Raw genomic sequence first — 22196 nt, forward strand, 5'->3', positions numbered from 1 at the left:
ATCGTTTCGCAATTCCTGCTCTTTCACCTCGCGTTTCTTGATACTTACCCTGATAACTATTATCGTAATGGCGTACTACGAGAGGATTCCCCATGAGTGAAGAAGATCTGTTTAACCGCAGGCCGATGGGCATGCGGATGGCGATGATCGTGCGTCAGTGGCGCGCAGTCATCGACGACGCCATTCTCGACACCGGGTTAACCCAGTCGAGCTGGACGGTGATGATGCAGCTTCATCAACTCGGGGATAACGTCTCGGTCAGCGAGCTGGCGGAAGTGCAGGGGATTGAACTGCCTCCGCTAATGCGTACGCTGACACAGCTGGAAAAGCAGGGCTACCTGCTGCGCACCGTCTCGCCGTATGACAAGCGTATCCGGCTGCTGACGCTGACGCCTGAGGGAAAAGCCATTCTTGAAAGGCTCTCTCAGGTGATTGAGACGTATCAGGCGCGCGTATCGCAAAACATCGCGCCGGAACATCTCGATATTTTCAGCGCCACACTCAATCAAATCGCCTGCAATTTGCGGACAATCCGCGAAGAAGATAATAAGACCGAAAAATAATGACTCCTGAACAAAAGTTTGCCCGCTGGGTAAGGGTGAGTATTGCCTCTTTCCTGCTGATGTTTGTCTACTTTATCGTCGCGGATATCTGGATCCCGCTGACGCCGGACTCCACCGTGATGCGCGTGGTGACCCCGGTGTCTGCCCGCGTCTCCGGGTATGTGGCGGCGGTACATGTCCACAACAATAGCCAGGTTAAGAGAGGCGATCTGCTGTTTGAGCTCGACGCCACGCCGTTTCGCAATAAGGTCGAAGCGGCGCAGATTGCGCTGGAACAGGCGCGTCTGTCTAACGATCAGCTGGACGCGCAGATTGCCGCGGCGCAGGCCAGCCTGAAAACCGCGGTGCTGACGGCGCGTAATGACAAAGTTACCTTCGACCGCTACCAGAAACTGAGTACCTTGCAGAGCGTGTCGCAGGCGGATCTGGATAAGGTCCGTACCACCTGGCAGAGCAGCGAGCAGTCCGTCAGCTCGATTCAGGCGAATATTCATAACCTGCGCATTCAGCGCGGCGAGCGGGACGAGCACCACAACGTGACGCTGCAAAAATACCGTAACGCGCTGGATGAAGCGGAGCTGAATCTTGGCTGGACGAAGGTCTACGCCGAGGCGGACGGCACGGTCAGTAACCTGCAATTAAGCCCCGGTTTTTACGCCTCGTCCGGTTCGGCTGCGCTGGCGCTGGTGAACACCCGGATCGATATCGTGGCGGATTTCCGCGAGAAGAGCCTGCGGCATACCCACCAGGGGACCGACGCCGCCGTGGTGTTTGACGCCTTCCCGGGGCAAGTTTTCCGTGCCCACGTCACCAGCAGCGACGCGGGGATCCTCGCCGGACAGGAGGCCGTAAACGGTCAACTTTCTGAACCGGAAACCTCCAACCGCTGGGTGCGTGATGCCCAGCGTATGCGCATTCACGTGGCGCTGGACGAAGCCTTACCGAAGTCGCTGCCGACCGGCGCGCGCGCCACCGTGCAGCTCTACAATAGCGAAGGGCCGTTTGCGCGATTCTTCTCCGGGATGCAAATCCATCTGGTTAGCCTGCTTCACTATGTCTATTAGCACCCTGGCGCGGGTATTTACCCCGCACGGCAACATCGTCTATACGGCAAACGACTTTCGCCAGACCCTGCGTATCGTCTTTGCCGGGATGATTGCGCTCAGTATTTCGAGTTTCTACAACACCAGCTACGGCGTGTTTTTTGTGGTCTATCCGATCATGCTGCTCTCGCTGGTGCCGGTGTTTAACCGCCACGTGGCGAAGCAGTTTATCTTCAGCGCCTCGCTGAACTGCATCGAAATGGTGTTTATCATCGGCTATCTGTCCCAGTGGCCGGTCATTATGACGCTGGTGGTGTTTGCCCTGTACGTGATGCGTTTTCGCTTTATGAGTAAGGGGCCGCTGTTCCTGTTCGGCTCGATGGGCGTGGTTTGCCAGAGCGTGATGCTCAACTTTATGAGCTACCCCACCACCAACTGGCACACGCTTTTATTCTCTAACATCGAAGCGAGCGTAATGGCGGTGTGCCTGAGCGCGCTGATGAACTACCTGCTGCCGGACGTGGAGCCGCGTAAGCCGCCGCCGCTGATCGAGAAAGATGACGCCCGCGTGCGCCACGAGTCTCTGCTCTCGGGCACCGTGGCGACGCTGATTTTCGTGGTGTTCCAGATGAGCGACTTAAGCGATTCGCTTTCGGCGCTGATGGCGGGCATTCTGATCCTGTTCCCGATGCACTATCGCGGCTCGGTTATCAGCTCCATCTGGCGCGTAGTCGGCGTGGTGCTGGGGTGTCTCTATATCCTTGTCGTCCAGCTTATCCTCTACGATCACAGCAGCCATATGCTGCTGATGATGCCGCTGATTGGCCTTGGGCTGGCGTTTGGCGCGCGTCTGCACGTAATGGAGAAGGTCGGCGCCGGGGTAGGCTTCGCCAGTATCACCACCATCGGCATTATGTTCGGGCAGAACATGCACCCGGACAGCGACCTGGTGTTCAGCGATCTGTACCGCATCACCTCCGTCACCTTCGCGCTGGTGGTCACGCTGACGATGGTCTTTCTGGTGCACCTGATCCTGAACCGCTTCGAGGCGACGCGCTACGTTATCGCGCCGCCAAAAGCGGATTAATGCCCCAGCACGGCGGGCAGTTGCGAGAGCAGAAACAGGATCAGGCCAATTGTTCCGCCCACAAGGGTACCGTTAACGCGAATGAACTGAAGATCTTTACCGATATTGAGTTCTATCTGGCGTGACATGTCTTTGGCATCCCAGCTTTTCACCGTGTCGCTGATATGGCGCGTCAGGAACGCGGCGAAATCCGGCGCCACGCGGTGCGCGGCCTGCTCCAGATGCTCATTCAGCGACGCCCGCAGGCTGGCGTCGTTGGTCAGCGTTTCGCCAAACCACAGCCCGGCGTTGGCGATACGCTGCTTCACGCGGGAATCATCGCTCTGCATGTCATTTTTCAGCCACTGGCGCAGGTCAGCCCACATTTCCCCCAGATAGCGGTTAAAGGCTTCGTCATTCTTCAGGTAGTGTTTGATATTCTCGGCTTTCGCCGTCATCTCTGGATCGTTTTTCAGATTGTCGATGAACTTGATCGTGGCGCGGTCAAACGCCTGACGGATCTGGTGCGTGCGGTCGTGGCTGATATCGTCCAGCAGCGTGTTCACCGCGTTCGACACCATCTCCGCGCTTTGATCACCCAGCCACTCGGTGGGCAGCACCATCGCCTTGCGCGGATGCTCGGTCTTAAGCCAGTGGACGATCTGGTCGGCAATAAATTCCCGCGTGCTTTCCCGCTGAATCAGGGTAATCAGGCGGTTGATGATGGCGTCCAGCAGCACCTGGTGACGGTTGTTTTTGGTCATGCTTTCCAGCATGACGGCGCTGGTCTCGGTTAGATCGACCTTGTCGATAGCCTTGTGGACGGCGCGTTTGAGCAGGCGCTGAATGCGCCCATCGTCGGTAAGTTCCAGAAAACCGCTCATCACCTGCACCAGATGCTGCCCCACGCGCCGGGCGTTATCGGGCTGGCTGAACCAGGTCCCAATCATCTGTGCGGGCTCGTAGCGACGGATAAGATCGACAAGGGATTGCGTATCGAGAAACTTTTCCTGCACGAACTGGCCGAGATTGTCGCCGATGCGGTCTTTATTGCGCGGGATAATCGCCGTATGGCGCGAGATAAAGGGAATTGGCACCCGGCGGAACAGCGCGACAACGGCAAACCAGTCCGCCAGCGCGCCGACCATCGCCGCTTCGGCAATGGCCTTTACGCCGCGCACCCAGAAGGTTTGCGGCAGGAACAGAGTGGTGATAAACGCTGCGACGGCAATCAGCAGCAGCGACAGCGCGAGAAGCTTGGCGCGTTTGAGTTCGGTATGTTTTTCCATGGGTTAAGGATAGAGGGATACGGGGGAAAAGTGCAAAAACCGCCACAGCACCCACCCACCAAACCCCATCAACACCACCCCCGCCGTGCGCTCTATCAGCCAGAGCGAACGGCTGAGCTTTCGCTGAACCGCCGGTAACCCCATCAGCGATACCAGCGCCAGATCCCATACCAGCACCACCATCACCATCCAGACGCCGCAGGTCGCCTGCTGAAGCAGCGTGACGTCCGGCCCGAGTAACGCTGTCATTAGCGCCAGGTAGAATAACGCGTTTTTGGGATTTAACAGCGCCGAACCCAGCCCCAGCAGGATTTGCTTCCGCAGAGAAGGGCAGCGCTGGCGGGTTTCTTCCAGCGCCAGCGGCTGCGGGCGGCTGCGCACAAGATGCGAGCCAATCCACAGCAGGTACAGCGCGCCGGACAGTTCGATAAGCGTAAACAGCCACCCAAACTGGCGCAGCGCGCTCCAGCCGATAATCACCAGTAAGATATACAACCCGTTACCTGCTGCGATGCCGAGACACAATCCGGCGCTGCCGCGCAGCCGGTAGCGGGCGGCGTAGCCTACCAGCAGGAAGAAATCCGGGCCCGGGCTTAACAGGGCAACAAAATGCGCCAGCGCCAGGGCAAGAAAGGCGGAGGGAAATAACAGTTCCATAGCGACCTCAGTAACAAATCTGAGGTCACCTTACGACGTTACGTATCCTGATTATTGTCTGATATTGATCGGCCCGTGGCGTATTGGCGCGGCGTGGCAGCGGTATAATTCACGAAGGTCTTATGAAAATGACTCTGGTCGGCAAACCCGCTCTGGTAGCCCACGTCGGCGATATCATCCCCCGCGCGCAGCCGCGCTTTGGCGTACTCCACGCGCGAAATGTTGAGGAAACTGCCCGGCGTCAGGCCGGTATCCTGCCTGAAAGTGCGGATCAGCGTCTCCTTGCGCAGTGAGAATCGTTGGGCGAGTTCGTCAAGGGAAGGCGGTGCGGCAAGGTCGGAGAGTAACGCCTGCTGAACCTGCTGACTGGTTGAGCGAGGTGCATTCATCTCACCCGCGCAACGGGGAAGGGCAGAAAGCAGGGTCTCCACGGATGCGGAGGACATCGTCCCGACAACGGCAAGAAAGTGCTTAAAGAGCGTGGGATCGCGAATAACCTGTAGCGCCAGGGGAAGATCGGTGTCGATATAGAGCATATGGTAACTGCGCGGCTTCCCGACAACGGGGTTGCAGCTGTGCGGGGCATAAGCCGGGATCACGATAAGATCACCGGGATCAAGAACGTACGCATTGCCATGACTTACGCAGCAGGTCTGGCCTTCCACAATCGCGCCGATGGAGAGCTGTGGATGGCAATGACGTTTATATGCCCGGGTGCTTTGCCACGTACTGCGCAGCTCAAGGCCTGCTGCGCGGTTAAAGGTCTGGCGGATGTGGCGGGTATCGGTCATAGGAACTCCATTGATGAGCATTTTTTATACCATGTCTGCGCATCGCCTGGCAGCGTCTTGTTAAGAACCCTCCGTATATACCCAACTTTACCTTCAAAGCCAGTCAGATTGACTACCCTTAATACCCTAAGCGGTAAAACAAGGAGATTCGATATGGCTTACCAGACAGTAAATCCTGCCACGAACCAGCTCATCAAAGAATATCCCTCTCACACTGACGCAGACGTTGAAGCGGCGCTGAAGGCAGCCGATGCGCTCTATCATTCCGACTGGGCGAAAGGCGACATAAGCCAGCGCCTGCCGGTGCTGCATAAGCTGGCGGACCTGATCGACGAACGCGTGGAAGATCTGGCGAAAATCGCCAGTCAGGAGATGGGTAAGCTCATCGAACAAAGCCGCGGCGAAGTGAAGCTGTGCGCGCAAATCGCCCGCTACTATGCGGACAACGCTAAGCAGTTCCTGGCCCCGGTGAAGTATGACTCTGAACTCGGGGAAGCATGGGTTGAACATCACCCCATCGGCGTGCTGATGGCCGTCGAACCATGGAACTTCCCGTACTATCAGCTGATGCGCGTTCTGGCGCCAAACCTGGCAGCGGGCAACCCGGTGATCGCCAAGCACGCCAGCATCGTGCCGCACTGTGCAGAGACCTTTGCACAGCTGGTACGTGAAGCGGGCGCGCCGGAAGGGGCGTGGACCAACCTGTTTATCTCGTCCGAACAGGTGGCGAACATCATCGCCGACGATCGCGTACAGGGGGCGGCGCTGACCGGTTCAGAAAAAGCGGGTAGCGTGGTTGCGGCACAGGCTGCGAAGCACCTCAAAAAATCGACCCTGGAACTGGGCGGGAACGATGTCTTCGTGGTGCTGGACGATGCGGATCTGGATAAAGCCGTGAAGATCGGCGTCAACGCGCGGCTGAACAATGCCGGGCAGGTCTGTACCGCGGCGAAGCGCTTTATCCTGCATGAAAAGATTGCAGACGCCTTCCTGAGCAAATTCACCGAGGCGTTTAAGCAGGTGAAAATTGGCGATCCGCTGGACGAAAGCACCACGCTGGGGCCTTTGTCATCCAAAGACGCGCTGGAGACGCTAACTAAACAGGTTAACGAGGCGGTGAAAAATGGCGCGAAGCTGCACCATGGCGGCAAGCCGGTTCAGCGTGACGGAAGCTTCTTTGAGCCGACCATCCTGACGCATATCTCGCGTGATAACCCGGCGTACTTCGAGGAGTTCTTCGGTCCGGTAGCGCAGGTTTACGTGGTGAAAAGCGACGACGAAGCGGTCGCACTGGCTAACGATTCCCACTACGGTCTGGGCGGCGCGGTGTTCAGCCAGAACATCGAGCGCGCGAAGAAAATGGCGTCGCGCATTGAGACCGGGATGGTATACATCAACTGGCTCACCGACACTGCGGCAGAGCTGCCGTTCGGCGGCGTAAAACGTTCGGGTTACGGACGCGAGCTGTCGGACCTGGGGATCAAAGAGTTTGTGAACCAGAAGCTGGTGGTCGTTCGCAAGTAATGCGGTAATAAAAAAAAACTGCCATCCGGCAGGTTTTTTATTAACGGTCGCATCGCCTTTCTTGCCGGGTGGCGCTGCGCTTACCCGGCCTACAATGTGCAATAATTTTAATACATTGCACCCTTCATTGTAGGCCCGTGCAAGCGTAGCGCCGCCGGGCGAAACGCGCAAACAGGCTTAGAAGGACACTCCACCGCCTACATATGCACCATCGATCAGCGTGTGGTTTGGACGACCGTCTTTACCGTCTACGCTCACGTGGCGATAGCCCACTTTCAGCGTGACAGGTTTGACTGGCGTCCAGCTTACGCCGCCGTTAGCTTCAACATAGTTCTTCACGCTGTTGTTCAGGCCGTCTGGCGCCACATAACCTTCACCAAACACGTGAATGCTGTCCGTAAGCGCAACGTTAACGCCGCCGCCAATCGGGAATGCCACGCCGTTATCGCCTTTTTTCGGGCCGATGTAGATGGCTTTCGCGCCAGCGTTCAGCATCACCGGACCCACTTCAAGGTTGTAGCCTGCCCCAACGCCGCCGGTCTGGGTACCGTCATCGGTGTTTTTCAGCCAGTTGCTCTCCGCATACAGGCCGGATGAGGATTTCCCCATTTCCAGATTGAGGTTAGTAAAGTTTTTACCCTGCTCAATGCTGCCACCCATGGCCAGTGCGGAGCCCGATACGGCGGTCAGAGCAGAAAGGATCAGGATGTTAAGTTTTTTCATGAGTGTTTCCTCGTCATTAAATTAATCTGAGGGCACCTTAACAAGCGATGTTTATGACTGCAAATGTGATAGGTCTCGCATTTATATGCTGTTTGTGTTGGGTTTTTGAATGGTAAATGTTGATGAATTGTTTATATGGCAAATCGTCAATGTCCAATACATTCGCGTTTAGGGACAGTTTACATTCCTGGCTAAACGTAAAATGAACGAGGCGAAAATAGTCCTTCGCCATGAATTAATTGGGTTTCTAATAATTTCCAAAAGTATTTCAGCTGACACAGATAAAGACAGAGGTTTACATTTCTGGTGATTGATATACGTCCGTACGCGCCGCTTCGTTGCCATTACATGTCATTTTTCTGACACGTTTCTTCATTACGTTGTTGGCTTCACTTACTGGATGCTAACAATATGAAAAGAAAAATTATTCCTGTGCTAATCGGTTGTGCGCTCTCTTTCTCTGGCCTGGCGGCACAGCCAACCGCGGAGCGCTACGTCGTCAGCTTTCCCGAAGGCGCGCATGTCAAATACAGCGGTGCGTTTGCCAGCGCATTCCCGAACGGGCTCCCGGTGGGGATGGGTTCGGGTTTGTTATTCACGGGCAAGCAGGGCGATGCGCTGACGTTTGCGACCGTGACCGATCGCGGTCCTAACGCGGATTCGCCAAAAATGGGGAAAAACGATGCCAAAATCTTTGTTACCCCGGATTTCGCCCCGCTGCTGATGACGATCCGTGTGCTAAACGGCAAAGCGGAGGCCGTGGACGCGCGACCGCTGCATGATGATAAAGGCGAGATCAACGGCCTGCCGCTGCAAAGTGGCGTGATTGGATCTACCAATGAAGTCGCGCTAAGCGACACCTTAAAAGTGCTGAAAGGCGATAACCGCGGGCTGGATACGGAAGGCATCACGCCGGACGGGAAGGGCGGTTACTGGCTGTGCGATGAGTATGGCCCGTTCCTGATTAATGTCGACAGTAAAGGGAAAATCCTCGCGATCCACGGTCCGCAGGCGACGGAAGGGGAGAAATCCATCGCGGACGGTCTGCCAAACGTTATCAAATGGCGTCAGGCAAACCGGGGCTTTGAAGGGCTGACCCGCATGCCGGACGGACGCATTATCGCCGCCGTGCAAAGCACGCTGGATATCGACGGGAAGAGCAAAAAACAGGCGCTGTTTACGCGTCTGGTGAGCTTCGATCCGGCGACCGGGAAAACCGGGATGTACGGCTACCCTGTCGACAGCGCGGCCTACAGCAAAAACAGCGACGCCAAAATCGGCGACATAGTGGCGCTGGATAACCACACCATCCTGCTGATTGAACAGGGCGAGGATAAAAATGACGCAATGCGTAACCTCATCTACAGGGTTGATCTGAGCAAGGCGAGCGATCTGGCGGCCTTCGACAAGCCGGGCGAATACCCGGAGTTTGATGATGAGAAAACGCTGGCGCAGCGCGGCATCACGCTTGCGGAAAAAACGCAGGTGGTCGATCTGCGTGCGCTGGGCTGGCAGCAGGAAAAGGCCGAAGGGCTGGCGCTGATTGACAGCAAAACGCTGGCAGTGGCGAACGATAATGACTTTGGCGTGAAGGTGGCGATGCAGAAGCCAGTCGAAGGCAAGAAGCTCAAGGATTATCGGGTGAACGCGCAGGGGGCGCTGACGCTGGATGACAAACCGGTTGAAACCACCCTCAGCGTGAAGCCGTTGAAGAAACCGGAGTCCGACAGCGAGCTGTGGATTGTGACGCTGCCGGAGGCGTTGAAATGAGAGCGGTTGGTTAATCGACCATTTCTAAAGTAACGCAGCACTATACCCATGCGTCTATGGGTATAGTGCTTTTTTATATGTTATTCAAAAGGTTAACCTGTCATTTTTCCAAGGTTATCATGTTTTGTATGATTGCTAAACAAATTAGAGAAAGTACTGGGGAAGGCAGCTATTATTTGTTATCTTATGTATTATAAGTATTTTTGAGCTCGATAAATAATGATGAACCCAACCATTCTTAATTTAAACGAAAATATATTGGGCGTGCAAGTAACGAATTTTAATCTCGATGTTGAAGTTCAATATTCAGCAGTTGTTTATGGTGTCGATGAAAATTTTCTAAAGCATTGTGGGATCTCGATGTTATCAATTGTGGAAAAAACTTCGGAAGTTCCATTGCGTTTTTTCATTATTACAGATAAAAGCAATGAAGTTGAGTTTTCCAGATTGCAGTCTATTATCAAGAATACTCAACATGCACTGACAATTATTATTGTATCTGCTGACGCTCTGGATGTTTTTCCTAAGAATTCAATTTTCCCGGTCTCAATATATTTCCGTCTCCTGGCTCCGTATTTAATTAAAGAATATCGTTATTTTTTATATGTTGATGCCGATATTATAGCGCTGGATAGTATTTATGATCTATTAGAAAACCATAAGCCGATAAATAATATTTGTTGTGCTGTCAGGGAGCCGGAGCATCAGACTGCTCTTTCAGAATCTATTAATATGTCTGGTTGCGATTATTTTAATTCTGGCGTTCTTTATGTTGATGCCAGAACGTGGAATGAAAATAAAATATCGCAAAAAGTTTTTGAATGCTTACTGGAGCGCGGGGCTGACTTTAAGTATTTTGATCAAGATGCTCTTAATGTTGTCCTGAACGAAAAAATAATGTTTATAGATGGCAAGTATAATTGCCAAATAAAGGCAGGACACAAAAAGGTAGATTTCATGCGTGAACCACCCAATGAAACAGTTTTGTTACATTATGTTGGTAGCGATAAACCATGGCAGTTATGGAATCAACAGCAAATAAGCACCTACTATCGTAAATATAAAAAAATGTCACCCTGGTGTGATGTTGAAGATGTTAGTCCACGTTGTGCGAAAGAACTAAAGAAATGCTATAAAACGCTTAATAATAAGAAACAGTTTATTGAAGCTTTCTGTATGTTTGTTCGTTATCATTTGGCTCGTTTCTTGGAAAAAAGGCAAACTAAACATGTTAAGTCGTGAATACATTAAAAGGTTAAATGTTAACATTATTTTCATTCTTGTTGTGTTTACAGTTGGAAGCGATCTTTTTATAGAGGCTTATCCAAGAAAGCTATTTTACATGGGTTGTTATCTTTCTATTTTTGGCCTTCTTTTTTTGGAAAGTTGGAAGGGTTTTCGTCAATGGCTATTGAGTAATAAAATCGCAATAGCATTTTTGTTGAGCATTGTGCTTCTCGGTGCCAGTAAGCTAATTTGGTCGATGATATTTCCATCGACACATTTACAGGATATTAAAGATAATTATTATGCTGGCGGAAAGTTGCTCATCCTGTCAGGAGTAATGGCATTTTATTTGCTTAAATCCGTAAATGTAATTTCAATCCAAAGCTGGAAATTCGCTGCTTGCACTAGCGTTGTTCTAGGTTTACTCACCGTTTGGTTTGGTTACCAGGAGCAAGCGACTGGTATAACCAGAATTAAATTACTAGCCGATGCTGCTACGACTACTGCTTATATAATGGTTGTTCAGTCAGTTCTGTGTTTTTCTCTTATTAAAAAAGCAGTTTCAAATCAGCTTTACCGTACTGTATTTAACATTGCTACATTTTTCATATTCTCTTATTTATTACTGATGACAGAAACCAGAGGCGCTATAGGCACTTTTTTCATTGTCTGCTTCGTCCTGGCATGTTTTGAATTGAGAAATGTAAAGCCTCGTTATTGGTTTTTAGCATTACTGGCAATATCCATCATTGGCGGAGGTATAGCTTATAAGATGCAAAAGAGAATTGTTGAGGCTTATGATAACATCCAACAATTACAAAAAAATAATGCTAACACATCTTTAGGAGCACGTTTTGTTATGCTTGACGCAGGACAGCACGTAGCGAGTTTATCACTTTTTGGTCAGGATGCAGAACAGCGTTATAATAATGCAAGAGAATATATTGAACAAAACTATAAAAGTGCGGAAGCAGTCAGGGCTATAAAATATCATTTCCATAATGATATAATTGAAAGCTTTAGCTTACAGGGGCTTTTAGGCGTCATTGCTATTATATTGTTTTATGTCACTGGTTTTTTAGCTTCCTGCGAAAAAAAGAATAAGTTTAATGTTGGGTTGCTGCTTTATATGTCAGCGCTATTTCTTATGGGATTGACAGATGTCCTCTTTATCCAACGAAATACAGCAATGGTAATTGGTGCTTGTGCTGTAATCTTACTTCTCTGCCAGAGAGATGAGAATAAAAAAATCGAAAATGTGAGACAGTAATTAAATCAGGGCCATTAAAAATTGGCCCTGATGTATCTTATTTTTTCAGCCCCGCAAACGCTGCCCGAATTTCCTCTTCCGGCAGCTGTATTCCAATAAACACCATCACGCTGTGCGGCGCTTCATCGCCCCACGGGCGATCCCAGTCGGCGCTGTACAGGCGCTGCACGCCCTGGAACAGCAGGCGGTTCGGCTCGCCGTCGATCCACAGCATCCCTTTATAGCGCAGCAGCTTGTCGGCAAATGACAGCAGCAGGTTCTCCATCACGCGGGAGACCTCGCTGATGTCCACCGGGTAGTCCAGCTCCACCACAATCGACGTCACGTCGTTTTGCTTGTCGGACATAAAGTGGAAGCGCGGTTTCGCGGTGACGTTCTCTTCCAGCATAAAGCCGTTGGTGTTGAACAGCTGAGCGAGATCGATATCGCCATGCGTCACCGTGTAAATGGGCGCACGCGAGTTGATGCGCGTCAGGCGCTCGCGCAGTTTTTCACTTTCACCCGCCACGTCGGTTTTGGTCAGCAGGATGCGGTCGGCGTAGCCAACCTGGGACTGGGCGATGGTGAACTGGTTCATCTGCTCGTCGGCGTGTACCGCATCCACCAGAGCGATGACGCCGTCCAGCAGATAGCGCTGGCAAATGATCTCATGGGAGAAAAAGGTCTGAATAATCGGGCCGGGGTCGGCCATGCCGGTGCACTCGATCACCAGTCGGTCGAAGTCGATGTCACCGCGATCGCGGCTGTCGAGCAGGTCCAGCAGGGCGTCTTCTAATTCGTTAGAGCGGGTGCAGCAGATGCAGCCGTTGGTCAGGGTTTTGATCTGGGTGGCACGGTCGCCAATCAGCTGATCGTCAACGGAGACTTCGCCAAATTCGTTTTCGATGACGGCGATTTTGAAGCCGTGCTGCTCGTTCAGAATGTGGCGCAGCAGGGTGGTTTTACCGGCGCCGAGGAAACCGGTCAGCAGGGTAACGGCAATCGGGGTCATGGTTTCTCCTTTAGCAGCAGCGGACGCCGCCTTCTCCACTTCCGCCGTAGCGCGCTTCCTGACGCTCGCGGAAGAATTCAGTGTAGGTCATGTACGGCTTATCCGGATGGTTGGTCTTCATATGTTCAACGTAGTTGTCATAGTCCGGAATGCCAATCAGCATTTTCGCCGCCTGACCGAGGTATTTTTTTGCTTCGCCTAAGTTACCAAACATTGAGGGTTCCATATAGAAGAAGCCCGGTGGCGCTACGCTTACCGGGCCTACAGTAACATGCTTAATTAATGGTGTGAGGAGGTCTTCACGCCGCCTTCCGGCACCGGTACGTACGGGGTCTCTTTGTCCGTACGGCCCTCAACGTTACGCACTTTCATCCAGGTTTTGATGCCGTAGAAGATAATGCTGTACACCACCACCAGGAACAGAATGCTCAGACCCGCGTTGGTGTAGTTGTTCACCACGATATGGTTCATGTTGGCAATCTGCTGCGCGGTCAGATCCGCGCCGCCTGCGGCAATCTTCTCTTTGTACTGGTTAGCCATGAAGAAGAAGCCTTCCAGCTGCGGGTTGGTGCTGAACAGTTTCAGACCCAGCGCCCAGGTAGTGCAGAGCAGCAGCCACAGCGCAGGCACCACGGTGACCCAGATGTATTTGGTGCGTTTCATCTTCACGAGGACAACGGTACCCAGCACCAGGGCCACAGCCGCCAGCATCTGGTTAGAGATACCGAACAGCGGCCACAGGCTCTTCACGCCGCCCAGCGGGTCAACAACGCCCTGATACAGCAGATAACCCCACAGGCCTACGCAGCCCGCAGTGCCCAGAACGCCGGCCACCAGCGAGTCGGTTTTCTTCAGGAATGGCACGAAGTTACCCAGCAGATCCTGCAACATGAAGCGGCCTGCACGCGTACCGGCATCCAGCGCGGTGAGGATGAACAGCGCTTCAAACAGAATACCGAAGTGGTACCAGAAGCCCATGTCCGCCCACGGCAGCACTTTGTGGAACACGTGTGCGATACCCACCGCCAGCGTTGGCGCACCACCTGCGCGGTTCAGCACGGACGGTTCGCCGATGTCTTTCGCGGTCTGCATGATCTGCTCGGGCGAAATCACGAAGCCCCAGGAGCTGACGGTCGCCGCCGCGTGCGCGCTGGCGTCTTTCAGCTGTGCCAGGATCAGCGCGGTATTTTCGCCGCCCATCTCATGCAGGTTTGGCATGGTAATGCCGAGACCCGCCGGCGGGGTGTTCATCGCAAAGTACAGGCCAGGCTCGATAATCGACGCCGCAACCAGCGCCATGATCGCCACGAAGGATTCCATCAGCATCGCGCCGTAACCGATGAAGCGCGCGTCGGTTTCGTTGGCCATCAGCTTCGGCGTGGTGCCGGAGGCGATCAGCGCGTGGAAGCCAGACACGGCACCGCAGGCAATGGTGATAAACAGGAACGGGAACAGGGCGCCTTTCCACAGCGGACCGGTACCGTCAATGTACTGCGTCACCGCCGGCATTTTCAGCTCCGGGTTGATGATCACAATACCAATGGCCAGCCCGACGATAACGCCGATTTTCAGGAAGGTTGCCAGGTAGTCACGCGGAGCCAGAATCAGCCACACCGGCAGCAGCGCTGAGATGAATGCGTAACCGATCAGCGCGAAGGTGATGGTGGTGTCTTTAAAGGTCAGCGCCGGACCCCAGTACGGGTCGTGCGCAATCACGCCGCCGAAGTAGATGGAGGCGACCAGCAGCACGATACCGATGACCGACACCTCGCCAACGCGGCCAGGGCGCAGGAAGCGCATGTAGATGCCCATGAACAGCGCAATCGGTACGGTAGAGCAGACGGTGAAGACGCCCCACGGACTTTCGGCCAGCGCTTTCACCACGATCAGGGCCAGCACCGCCAGGATGATGATCATGATCAGGAAGCAGCCGAACAGGGCGATCGTGCCTGGCACGCGGCCCATCTCCTCTTTGATCATCTCGCCCAGCGACGAACCGTTACGGCGCGAGGAGATAAACAGCACCATAAAGTCCTGCACCGCCCCCGCCAGCACCACGCCCGCCAGCAGCCAGAGCGTACCCGGCAGGTAGCCCATCTGCGCGGCCAGCACCGGGCCGACCAGCGGGCCTGCACCGGCGATAGCGGCAAAGTGGTGACCAAACAGCACGTAACGGTTGGTTGGCACGTAGTTCAGACCGTCGTTGTTAATAACCGCCGGGGTGGCGCGCGTCGGGTCGAGCTTCATAACCTTCTGCGCGATGTACAAGCTGTAGTAGCGATAAGCCACAAGGTAGACGGAAACCGACGCGACCACGATCCACAGGGCGCTGACGTGCTCGCCCCGGCGTAATGCGACAACCGCCAGACAGAAAGCACCGATGATCCCGAGGATGGCCCAGGGCACGTGCTTAAGTAGTTTTTTAGTATCCATAATAAGACCTGGTTTTTTATGTAAAGAAAAAAGGGTCAGGGTTCGTTGTGAGGAGGTATTGATTAATGCTGGAGCGATCGTGCCAGATCCTCGCGCGTGTAAAGCACGGTAAATGGGTGAGTGGTTGAAAGCGATGCGTGAGCGGTCAAAAGCGAGGGTGAGTGGTTAAGGCTCACCCCCGGTGGGAGAAAATATGTGATTGAGATCACTGAGAATAATTTAGCCCTGTGGGCTTTTGTCGTTCGCTTCAGGGCAGTGCACGCAGCGGCAGGGCTGATACGCGGGCAGCAGCTGATAGCGCCCTTTGCCGTCGTGTTCAATAATCGGGGAAAGCGCCTGTAAATCGCGGTACACCGTGCGTTCGGTAATGCCAAATTTTTGCATCAGATCGCGGCGATTAACGCTTCCGTTGCGATGCAGGGCAATAATGATTTCAACCAGACGTTCAGCCGAGCGGCTTCGGGGTGAAGGGGCCATAAGACTTTCCAGCGTTAAGGGGGCGGCTGACGACGTTGCCAGCCGCCCCGGAAAATTTATCTTATGGATAGTTAACGGCGCACCTTTGCGGAAACCTTAGCGTTTTTTTGTGCAACGGGATCAAATCGCGGCTTCCATCTCCATCATCACCGGGTGGAAACGGCGTTTGAAGTAGATCAGGCCGTGCCCCTCGCTGCTGAGGATGATGTTCTTAATCTCCACAAGGTAGACCAGATGGGTGCCGATGGTTTGCACCTGGGTTATCTCACCTTCCAGGCTTGCCAGAGCGCCTTTCAGCACCGGCTGCGCCAGCGGTCCTTTCTGCCAGCAGGAGAGAGCAAAGCGCTCCTCCATTGCCATGCCGGTCATCCCGGCAAAGTGGCGGGCCATGATCTCCTGCTCGTGGTTCAGCACGTTGACGCACAGTTTGCCGTTGCCCTGGAAGACCGGGTTCATGGCGCTGCTGGCGTTAATGCAGACCATGACCGAAGGCGGGGTGTCCGTGACCGAGCAGACGGCGGTGGCGGTAATGCCGCAGCGACCCGCATCGCCCTCGGTAGTGATCACATTCACCGCCGCCGACAGGCTGGCCATCGCGTCGCGAAAACGCAGGCGTTCTTCAGATTGCATTGAAACCTCCCGCTGCGTTATTTCAGCAGCTTATCCAGCATATTGATATCAGTGTTGTTGTGCAGGTGCGGTACCGTCCAGCCGTGCTGGTCGTACTCGGACATGCAGCGGTCAACCATCGCCATCATCTTGTCCATGTTGCCGGAGCTTTGCGCCTGACGCAGGCATTGCAGGCGGATCTCATCCTGGCTACCGGAGTAGTTGATTTCGTACAGCTCGTGACGTCCACCAAACTCGCTGCCGATGGCATCCCACATCAGTTTCAGAATCTTGATGCGTTCGACATGATCCATCCCGTTGGAGCCGCGCACGTACTTCGCCAGGTACTGGTCGATCTGCGGGTTGTTCAGGTCCCGCGCGCTGGACGGCAGGTAGATCAGCCCGGAGGTCACGTTACGTTCGATGATGTTCTTGATCTTCGCATAGGCCATTGGCGCCATCACGCGGTAGGTCTGTAACGCCGCGTGGTCAGGCAGATACGCGCCGTTTACCCACGGAGTGGCTTCGGAGCACATGGAGTCGCTCAGCGCCCAGAACATGTTGCGCCACGCCACCACTTCGCCGAGATCCGCCTGCACGCCGCGGAACTCGAGGGTGCCGGTACACTCCAGCGACTTCTTCAGCAGAGCGGTGATGAAGTCGAGCTTCACTGCCAGACGCACGCAGGCCTGAAGCGGGTACATGCGGGCGAAGCCACCTTCCATCGTCCAGCGACGGCAGCGGTCGAAATCACGGTAGATCAGCACGTTTTCCCACGGGATCAGCACATGATCCATTACCAGAATGGCGTCGTTCTCGTCAAAGCGGCTGGAGAGCGGGTAGTCGTACGGAGAGCCTGTCGCCCCTGCCACCATCTCGTAAGAGGCGCGGGAGATCAGCTTCACCCCTTCGGCATCCATCGGCGCGACGAACATCAGCGCGAAGTCCGGGTTTTCGCCCATCACCTGCGCAGAACCAAAACCGATCATGTTGTAGTGGGTCAATGCCGAGTTGGTGGCCACCACTTTCGCGCCGCTGACGATGATCCCGGCGTCGGTCTCTTTCTCCAGCTTGATGTAAACGTCTTTCACCTCGTCCGCCGGTTTATGGCGATCGATCGGCGGGTTGACGATGGCGTGGTTAAAGTACAGGCCGGTTTCCTGAATACGGGTGTACCAGTTGCGGGCGTTCTGCTCGAACTGACCGTAGAAGGCAGGGTTAGCGCCGAGCGCGCAGCCGAACGCGGCTTTGTAGTCCGGCGTACGCCCCATCCAGCCGTAGCTCAGGCGCGACCACTCGGCGATGGCGTCACGCTGCTGGCGCAGATCGTCGGCACTTTTCGCCACGCGGAAGAATTTATGGGTGTAGCCGCCGCTGCCGGTATCGGTACCCCAGCAGAGGGTATCCTGCATGTCTGGCTTGTGCAGGGCATCGTACATCTGGGCGATGGACGCCGCCGCATTGCGAAATGCCGGGTGGGTAGTGACGTCCTTAACGCGCTCGCCGTAGATATAAATCTCACGGCCATCTTGCAGGCTTTTTAAATACTCTTCACCGGTTAACGGACGTTTGGCATCAGCGCGGAAATCTTCAGGCTTCATAGGGACCTCGTATCGGAAGATGGTTGTTAAATTTATGTTTTGTTTTTGTTGTTTAATTGAAGCGTGAGAGGGGCGGAACGTGAAGGGACGATTGGGACAACGGCAGGTACTTTTCGGGTGAGAGGTGGATTTGTGATCTGTGCGGCTTTTCGGCGGGTGGCGCTGCGCTTACCCGCCCTACGAACCGTTATGCGTTCAGGAAACCGGTACTTTCTGCGCCCGGTATGCACTGGGTGAACACCCCGTCAGTCGGTTAAAAAAACGGGCGAAATAGGCCGGATCTTTAAACCCCAGCTGCCAGGCAATTTCGCTCACTGTGCTGTCGGAAAACAGCAGCAAACGCCTGGCTTCCCGCAGCTGGCGGTCGAAGATCAGCCGTTTCGGCGAGCGGTTGGCGAAGCGGCGACAGATATCGGTCAGGCGGGATTCGGTGAGATGCAGTTCGCTGGCGTATTCCGGCACCGTCCAGTGCTCGTGGTAATGAGCATCTGTGAGCTGGTTAAAGCGCTGAAAAAGCTTCAGCTCGCCGCGCATGCCGCCTGAGGCGTGGTCGCCGAGCTTCGCGTTGCGCAGCAGCAGGGTAAAAACGGCCTGCGCCAGCAGAACCAGCGTGTGTTCCCGCCCCGGCAGCTGTTCCGTGGATTCCCGGGCAATCAGCTGCCAGTAGTGCTTCAGCGCCGCCAGCTCGTCAGGCCTGTCGGCAAGCGACAGGCAGATCCCCGGCAGGCCGAACGCTTCACGCGTGCCGGGGTAGAGCACTTCTAACAGCGGCCAGATGAGATCCTCGCGCACCGTCAGCACGTGGCCGTCGCTGTCGGATTCGGTAATAAACGCGTGCGGCACCGACGGCGGCGTTAGCACGAACAGCGGCGCCTGCACCGAGTAACGGTGGTCGTCGAGCTGGAGCTCAATCTGCCCGGTGTCGAGAAAATGCATCTGAAAATACTGGTCGTGGCGGTGCGCCTGCATGTCGCGGCCAAAAAAGGCCGCCATGCGGGCAAACGACTGGTAGTGCACATCGTCGGTGCCCAGACTTTCGTCGTAATCCTTGCTGATATCAATGTTGGCGATGGGGCTCTGGCACATGATCGTTCCTCTGTTGATCCCGCTGCGTCATCGGAATGCGCGTCAGCACCAGCGCGCCCACCACCAGCAGACCCGCCACGAACCACAGTCCCGAGCTGAAGCTGCCGGTCGCGTCGCGCAGAATACCTATCAGCAATGGGCTGACGGCAGACCCGACGTTGCCGATGGCGTTGATCACCGCCAGCGCCACCGCGCGGGATTGCAGGCTAATAACCTGATCCGGCGTGGTCCAGAATATCGCCATGGCGGTAAACGATCCGGTTGAGGCCATGATGATGCCAAGCAGCTGGATCAGGCTGTGATCGGTCGCCGAGGCCAGCATCCATCCCGCCGCTGCAAACAGATACGGCAGGATGGTGTGCTTTTTTCGCTCTTTCAGCCTGTCGGAGCGGCGGCTCCACCAGATCATCCCGAGGATGGTGCAAAACTGCGGGATCGCCGCCAGCAGGCCAATCACAATATTGCTGCTGCCGGTGTTGAAGCTTTGCAGGATCTGCGGCGTCCAGATGTTGATCGCGCTCAGCGTATTCGTCAGGCAGAAGTAGGCCAGCGTGTAGAGCAGCACGGCGGGCGTCAGCACCTCGCGCAGCGTCGAGCGCGGCGTGGCGGCGTGCGCAATGGCCAGCTCCTGCTCGCGGGCGATCATCGTTTTGAGTGCCTGCTTTTCGTCATCATCCAGCCAGGTGGCCTGATCCGGGGTGTCGTTAAGGTAGAACCAGGTCACCACGCCGAGCACCACCGATGGCAGCCCCTCCAGCAGGAACAGCCACTGCCAGCCCTTCAGGTTCCACAGCCCGTCCATCGCCAGAATGTACCCGGAGAGGATCGAGCCGAGCATCATGGTCACCGGCATGGCGATCATAAACAGCGCGTTGGCGCGGGCGCGGTGATACGCCGGGAACCACCAGGTGAGATAGACCAGAATGCCTGGCAGGAAACCGGCTTCGGCAATGCCCACCAGCATGCGCAGGACATAAAGCGTTTCGGGGCTGGTGGCGAACATGGTGCAGGTAGAGGCGATGCCCCACACCACCATGATCCCGGCGATCCAGCGGCGGGCGCCGACCTTCGCCAGCATGATGTTGCTGGGGATACCGCACAGCACGTAGGTCACGTAAAACAGCGTCGCGGCCAGGCCAAACATGGTTGACGTGAGGCCCAGATCTTTGCCCATCGTCAGCCCGGCAAAGCCGATGTTGATGCGATCGAGAAACGAGAAAACAAACAGGATAAAAAGAAACACGATCAAACGACGGAACAGCTTATTAATAACGCGATGTTCAACAGCTTTATTATGCAGGGTTGAGGTCGTCATGTTGCGCTCCACATCGTACGTTTAGTAGACGGATTTATTGTTATCAACTGCTGTGGTGACGTCGGTAAAGCGGGCCGCCAGCGCTTCGGCGCTGCGGGCGAGCAGGGTGGTATCCACGCCGACCGCGACAAACAACACGCCGAGGCTGAGATAGCGTTTTGCCAACTGTTCATTCGCCATCAGGATGCCGGGCGCTTTGCCCGCGCTGAGGATCTGCGCGATCGCCTGTTCAATGGCGGCCTGCACCTCCGGGTGCTGCGGATTACCGGCGAAGCCCATGTCGGCGCTCAGATCCGCCGGGCCGATAAACACGCCGTCCACCCCTTCCACGTCCAGGATCTGCGGCAGGTTTTTCAGCGCCTCGCGAGTTTCGATTTGCACCAGCACGCACATGGCGTCGTTAGCCTGATGCAGATACTCCGGGATGCGGTTCCAGCGCGACGCCCGCGCCAGCGCGCTGCCGACGCCGCGAATGCCGGCAGGCGGATAGCGGGTGGCGCTGACCGCCAGACGGGCTTCGTCGGCGTTTTGCACCATCGGCACCAGCAGGGTTTGCGCCCCCACGTCCAGCAGCTGCTTGATCTGCACCGGATCGTTCCACGATGGGCGCACCACCGGCTGGCTGGGATAAGGGGCGATGGCCTGGAGCTGAGTCAGGACGGTCTGCACGCTGTTCGGCGCGTGCTCCCCGTCGATCAGCAGCCAGTCAAAACCGGCCCCGGCCAGTAGCTCAGCGCTGTAGCTGCTGGTCAGCCCCAGCCACAGGCCGATTTGTGGCTTTCCGGCTTTCAGCGCGGTCTTAAATGCGTTTTCCATGGTGCACTCCTACACAAAGCGGCAGCTAATCGAGCCCATGTTGCCGTAGTCGACGTGGAAGGTGTCGCCTCTGCTGGCGGCAACCGGGCGGGTAAACGAGCCGCCGAGGATGATCTGGCCTGGCTCAAGCTGCACGTCGTATGGCGCGAGTTTGTTCGCCAGCCACGCCACGCCGTTTGCCGGGTGGTTAAGCACGCCTGCGGCGACCCCGGTCTCTTCGATCACGCCGTTGCGGTAGAGCAGGGCGGAGATCCAGCGCAGATCCAGCTCGTCGGGTTTAATCGGGCGGCCGCCGAGGATCACGCCCGCGTTGGCGGCGTTATCGGAGATGGTGTCGAACACCTTGCGCGGGCGCTGGGTTTCCGGGTCAACGTTATGGCAGCGGGCGTCGATCAGCTCCAGGGCGGGGATGACGTAATCCGTGGCGTTGTAGACGTCGAAGATCGTGCAGTTCGGGCCGCGCAGCGGTTTTGCCAGCACGAAGGCCAGCTCCACTTCGATGCGCGGGACGATAAAGCGATCCACGGGGATGTCGCTGCCGTCGTGGAAGAACATATCGTCCAGCAGCGCGCCGTAGTCCGGCTCGCTGATCTGCGAGCTGGCCTGCATCGCTTTGGAGGTGAGGCCGATCTTGTGGCCTTTCAGCACGCGGCCTTCGGCGATTTTCAGGCTCACCCATTCGCGCTGGACGGCGTAGGCGTCTTCAATGGTGATCTCCGGGTACTCCAGCGAGATCGCGCGGATCTGCTCCCGGGATTGTTCCGCCTGATGCAGGCGGTGGGCGATCAGGGTATGGGTGTGTTTGTCGAGCATGGCGTATCCTTTGTGCGGCTGTTGCCGGGTGGCGCTTCGCTTACCCGGCCTACGGTTCGGTGCTGCTGTTGCCGGGTGGCGCTGCGCTTACCCGGCCTACGGTTTGGGGCCGTTGTAGGCCCGGTAAGCGCA

At 55.6% G+C, this 22196-nt stretch carries 21 protein-coding genes; 7 read left to right on the forward strand and 14 right to left on the reverse strand.

The window, feature by feature from the left end:
* Nucleotides 1–92 precede the first annotated feature (92 nt).
* From INF61_RS01695 to INF61_RS01705, 3 genes are read left to right on the forward strand one after another with little or no spacing between them, the layout of a single operon-like run.
* Nucleotides 93–563 (forward strand): MarR family winged helix-turn-helix transcriptional regulator, encoded by a 471-nt coding sequence (locus INF61_RS01695; protein ID WP_032647140.1) that lies wholly within the window; start codon nucleotides 93–95, stop codon nucleotides 561–563.
* The gene (locus INF61_RS01700) at nucleotides 560–1627 is read left to right on the forward strand and encodes an HlyD family secretion protein (protein ID WP_100160624.1); all 1068 of its coding nucleotides are present in this window, start codon (nucleotides 560–562) and stop codon (nucleotides 1625–1627) included. The genes INF61_RS01695 and INF61_RS01700 overlap by 4 nt, the downstream gene beginning before the upstream one ends.
* Entirely contained in the window at nucleotides 1617–2693 is a 1077-nt protein-coding gene (locus INF61_RS01705; RefSeq protein ID WP_015572578.1) for a DUF2955 domain-containing protein, read from the forward strand. Before INF61_RS01700 ends, INF61_RS01705 begins: the two co-directional genes overlap by 11 nt.
* Here the strand turns inward: INF61_RS01705 and INF61_RS01710 are convergent.
* The 3 genes from INF61_RS01710 to INF61_RS01720 are packed head-to-tail and all read right to left on the reverse strand — an operon-like array spanning nucleotide 2690 to nucleotide 5409.
* A complete protein-coding gene (locus INF61_RS01710; protein ID WP_015572579.1) occupies nucleotides 2690–3961 on the reverse strand; it encodes a DUF445 domain-containing protein in 1272 nt (423 codons plus the stop codon). The genes INF61_RS01705 and INF61_RS01710 overlap by 4 nt on opposite strands.
* Before the next feature lie 3 nt (nucleotides 3962–3964).
* Complete coding sequence (locus INF61_RS01715) at nucleotides 3965–4618, reverse strand: LysE family translocator (protein ID WP_023303036.1); 654 nt, start codon at nucleotides 4616–4618, stop codon at nucleotides 3965–3967.
* A 38-nt stretch (nucleotides 4619–4656) separates the two neighbouring features.
* Complete coding sequence (locus INF61_RS01720) at nucleotides 4657–5409, reverse strand: AraC family transcriptional regulator (RefSeq protein ID WP_015572582.1); 753 nt, start codon at nucleotides 5407–5409, stop codon at nucleotides 4657–4659.
* A gap of 153 nt (nucleotides 5410–5562) precedes the next feature.
* On the opposite strand from INF61_RS01720, the gene INF61_RS01725 reads away from it, so the two are divergent.
* Nucleotides 5563–6933 carry an NAD-dependent succinate-semialdehyde dehydrogenase gene (locus tag INF61_RS01725; RefSeq protein ID WP_017694568.1) on the forward strand — a complete coding sequence of 457 codons (1371 nt, stop codon included), beginning with the start codon at nucleotides 5563–5565 and terminating at the stop codon, nucleotides 6931–6933.
* A 177-nt stretch (nucleotides 6934–7110) separates the two neighbouring features.
* Here INF61_RS01725 and INF61_RS01730 read toward each other — a convergent pair whose 3' ends face one another.
* Nucleotides 7111–7656 (reverse strand): YfaZ family outer membrane protein, encoded by a 546-nt coding sequence (locus tag INF61_RS01730; RefSeq protein ID WP_006810254.1) that lies wholly within the window; start codon nucleotides 7654–7656, stop codon nucleotides 7111–7113.
* 411 nt (nucleotides 7657–8067) lie between these two features.
* Here INF61_RS01730 and INF61_RS01735 point away from each other — a divergent pair, with 411 nt between their 5' ends.
* The 3 genes from INF61_RS01735 to INF61_RS01745 all read left to right on the forward strand — a co-directional run bounded on the left by INF61_RS01735 (nucleotide 8068) and on the right by INF61_RS01745 (nucleotide 11923).
* Nucleotides 8068–9426 (forward strand): esterase-like activity of phytase family protein, encoded by a 1359-nt coding sequence (locus INF61_RS01735; protein ID WP_193547478.1) that lies wholly within the window; start codon nucleotides 8068–8070, stop codon nucleotides 9424–9426.
* 219 nt (nucleotides 9427–9645) lie between these two features.
* The gene (locus INF61_RS01740; RefSeq protein WP_193547479.1) at nucleotides 9646–10668 is read left to right on the forward strand and encodes a glycosyltransferase; all 1023 of its coding nucleotides are present in this window, start codon (nucleotides 9646–9648) and stop codon (nucleotides 10666–10668) included.
* A complete protein-coding gene (locus tag INF61_RS01745; protein WP_049133330.1) occupies nucleotides 10655–11923 on the forward strand; it encodes an O-antigen ligase in 1269 nt (422 codons plus the stop codon). Before INF61_RS01740 ends, INF61_RS01745 begins: the two co-directional genes overlap by 14 nt.
* A 37-nt stretch (nucleotides 11924–11960) precedes the next feature.
* Here the strand turns inward: INF61_RS01745 and yjiA are convergent, their stop codons facing one another.
* The 10 genes from yjiA to hpaH form a co-directional block, all read right to left on the reverse strand.
* Nucleotides 11961–12914, reverse strand: a complete 954-nt coding sequence (gene yjiA / locus INF61_RS01750) for a GTPase (protein WP_023295872.1) — start codon at nucleotides 12912–12914, stop codon at nucleotides 11961–11963.
* Nucleotides 12915–12924: 10 nt separating this feature from the next.
* Nucleotides 12925–13128, reverse strand: coding sequence for a YbdD/YjiX family protein (locus tag INF61_RS01755; protein WP_003856610.1), 204 nt, complete (start codon nucleotides 13126–13128; stop codon nucleotides 12925–12927).
* Between the two features lie 65 nt (nucleotides 13129–13193).
* On the reverse strand, nucleotides 13194–15347 hold the full coding sequence (locus INF61_RS01760; RefSeq protein ID WP_003856608.1) for a carbon starvation CstA family protein: 2154 nt from the start codon (nucleotides 15345–15347) through the stop codon (nucleotides 13194–13196).
* Between the two features lie 219 nt (nucleotides 15348–15566).
* Nucleotides 15567–15824 (reverse strand): HTH domain-containing protein, encoded by a 258-nt coding sequence (locus INF61_RS01765; protein ID WP_017383855.1) that lies wholly within the window; start codon nucleotides 15822–15824, stop codon nucleotides 15567–15569.
* A 120-nt stretch (nucleotides 15825–15944) separates the two neighbouring features.
* Complete coding sequence (locus INF61_RS01770) at nucleotides 15945–16454, reverse strand: 4-hydroxyphenylacetate 3-monooxygenase reductase subunit (protein ID WP_023303043.1); 510 nt, start codon at nucleotides 16452–16454, stop codon at nucleotides 15945–15947.
* 17 nt (nucleotides 16455–16471) lie between these two features.
* On the reverse strand, nucleotides 16472–18034 hold the full coding sequence (hpaB, locus tag INF61_RS01775; RefSeq protein ID WP_010427196.1) for a 4-hydroxyphenylacetate 3-monooxygenase, oxygenase component: 1563 nt from the start codon (nucleotides 18032–18034) through the stop codon (nucleotides 16472–16474).
* A 195-nt stretch (nucleotides 18035–18229) separates the two neighbouring features.
* Complete coding sequence (gene hpaA, locus INF61_RS01780; protein WP_193547480.1) at nucleotides 18230–19120, reverse strand: 4-hydroxyphenylacetate catabolism regulatory protein HpaA; 891 nt, start codon at nucleotides 19118–19120, stop codon at nucleotides 18230–18232.
* Nucleotides 19092–20435: a 4-hydroxyphenylacetate permease gene (gene hpaX, locus INF61_RS01785; protein WP_015572591.1), complete on the reverse strand. Its 1344-nt coding sequence runs from the start codon at nucleotides 20433–20435 to the stop codon at nucleotides 19092–19094. The genes hpaA and hpaX overlap by 29 nt, the downstream gene beginning before the upstream one ends.
* A 21-nt stretch (nucleotides 20436–20456) precedes the next feature.
* Nucleotides 20457–21251: a 4-hydroxy-2-oxoheptanedioate aldolase gene (gene hpaI, locus INF61_RS01790; protein ID WP_126543226.1), complete on the reverse strand. Its 795-nt coding sequence runs from the start codon at nucleotides 21249–21251 to the stop codon at nucleotides 20457–20459.
* Between the two features lie 9 nt (nucleotides 21252–21260).
* A complete protein-coding gene (hpaH, locus tag INF61_RS01795; protein ID WP_015572593.1) occupies nucleotides 21261–22064 on the reverse strand; it encodes a 2-oxo-hept-4-ene-1,7-dioate hydratase in 804 nt (267 codons plus the stop codon).
* Nucleotides 22065–22196 lie beyond the last annotated feature (132 nt).

This window comes from Enterobacter cloacae complex sp. P18RS, from assembly GCF_014982105.1.
In the GTDB taxonomy this organism is placed as follows: Bacteria; Pseudomonadota; Gammaproteobacteria; order Enterobacterales; family Enterobacteriaceae; genus Enterobacter; species Enterobacter hormaechei_C.

Coding starts and splice junctions, on each gene's coding strand:
- INF61_RS01745 (WP_049133330.1), top strand. CDS start 10,655: ATGTTAAGTCGTGAATACATTAAAAGGTTAAATGTTAACATTATTTTC.
- hpaX (WP_015572591.1), bottom strand. CDS start 20,435: ATGACGACCTCAACCCTGCATAATAAAGCTGTTGAACATCGCGTTATT.
- INF61_RS01730 (WP_006810254.1), bottom strand. CDS start 7,656: ATGAAAAAACTTAACATCCTGATCCTTTCTGCTCTGACCGCCGTATCG.
- INF61_RS01720 (WP_015572582.1), bottom strand. CDS start 5,409: ATGACCGATACCCGCCACATCCGCCAGACCTTTAACCGCGCAGCAGGC.
- INF61_RS01765 (WP_017383855.1), bottom strand. CDS start 15,824: ATGGCCCCTTCACCCCGAAGCCGCTCGGCTGAACGTCTGGTTGAAATC.
- yjiA (WP_023295872.1), bottom strand. CDS start 12,914: ATGACCCCGATTGCCGTTACCCTGCTGACCGGTTTCCTCGGCGCCGGT.
- INF61_RS01695 (WP_032647140.1), top strand. CDS start 93: ATGAGTGAAGAAGATCTGTTTAACCGCAGGCCGATGGGCATGCGGATG.
- hpaH (WP_015572593.1), bottom strand. CDS start 22,064: ATGCTCGACAAACACACCCATACCCTGATCGCCCACCGCCTGCATCAG.
- INF61_RS01715 (WP_023303036.1), bottom strand. CDS start 4,618: ATGGAACTGTTATTTCCCTCCGCCTTTCTTGCCCTGGCGCTGGCGCAT.
- INF61_RS01725 (WP_017694568.1), top strand. CDS start 5,563: ATGGCTTACCAGACAGTAAATCCTGCCACGAACCAGCTCATCAAAGAA.
- hpaI (WP_126543226.1), bottom strand. CDS start 21,251: ATGGAAAACGCATTTAAGACCGCGCTGAAAGCCGGAAAGCCACAAATC.
- INF61_RS01755 (WP_003856610.1), bottom strand. CDS start 13,128: ATGTTTGGTAACTTAGGCGAAGCAAAAAAATACCTCGGTCAGGCGGCG.
- INF61_RS01740 (WP_193547479.1), top strand. CDS start 9,646: ATGATGAACCCAACCATTCTTAATTTAAACGAAAATATATTGGGCGTG.
- INF61_RS01705 (WP_015572578.1), top strand. CDS start 1,617: ATGTCTATTAGCACCCTGGCGCGGGTATTTACCCCGCACGGCAACATC.
- hpaA (WP_193547480.1), bottom strand. CDS start 19,120: ATGTGCCAGAGCCCCATCGCCAACATTGATATCAGCAAGGATTACGAC.
- INF61_RS01760 (WP_003856608.1), bottom strand. CDS start 15,347: ATGGATACTAAAAAACTACTTAAGCACGTGCCCTGGGCCATCCTCGGG.
- INF61_RS01770 (WP_023303043.1), bottom strand. CDS start 16,454: ATGCAATCTGAAGAACGCCTGCGTTTTCGCGACGCGATGGCCAGCCTG.
- INF61_RS01710 (WP_015572579.1), bottom strand. CDS start 3,961: ATGGAAAAACATACCGAACTCAAACGCGCCAAGCTTCTCGCGCTGTCG.
- hpaB (WP_010427196.1), bottom strand. CDS start 18,034: ATGAAGCCTGAAGATTTCCGCGCTGATGCCAAACGTCCGTTAACCGGT.
- INF61_RS01735 (WP_193547478.1), top strand. CDS start 8,068: ATGAAAAGAAAAATTATTCCTGTGCTAATCGGTTGTGCGCTCTCTTTC.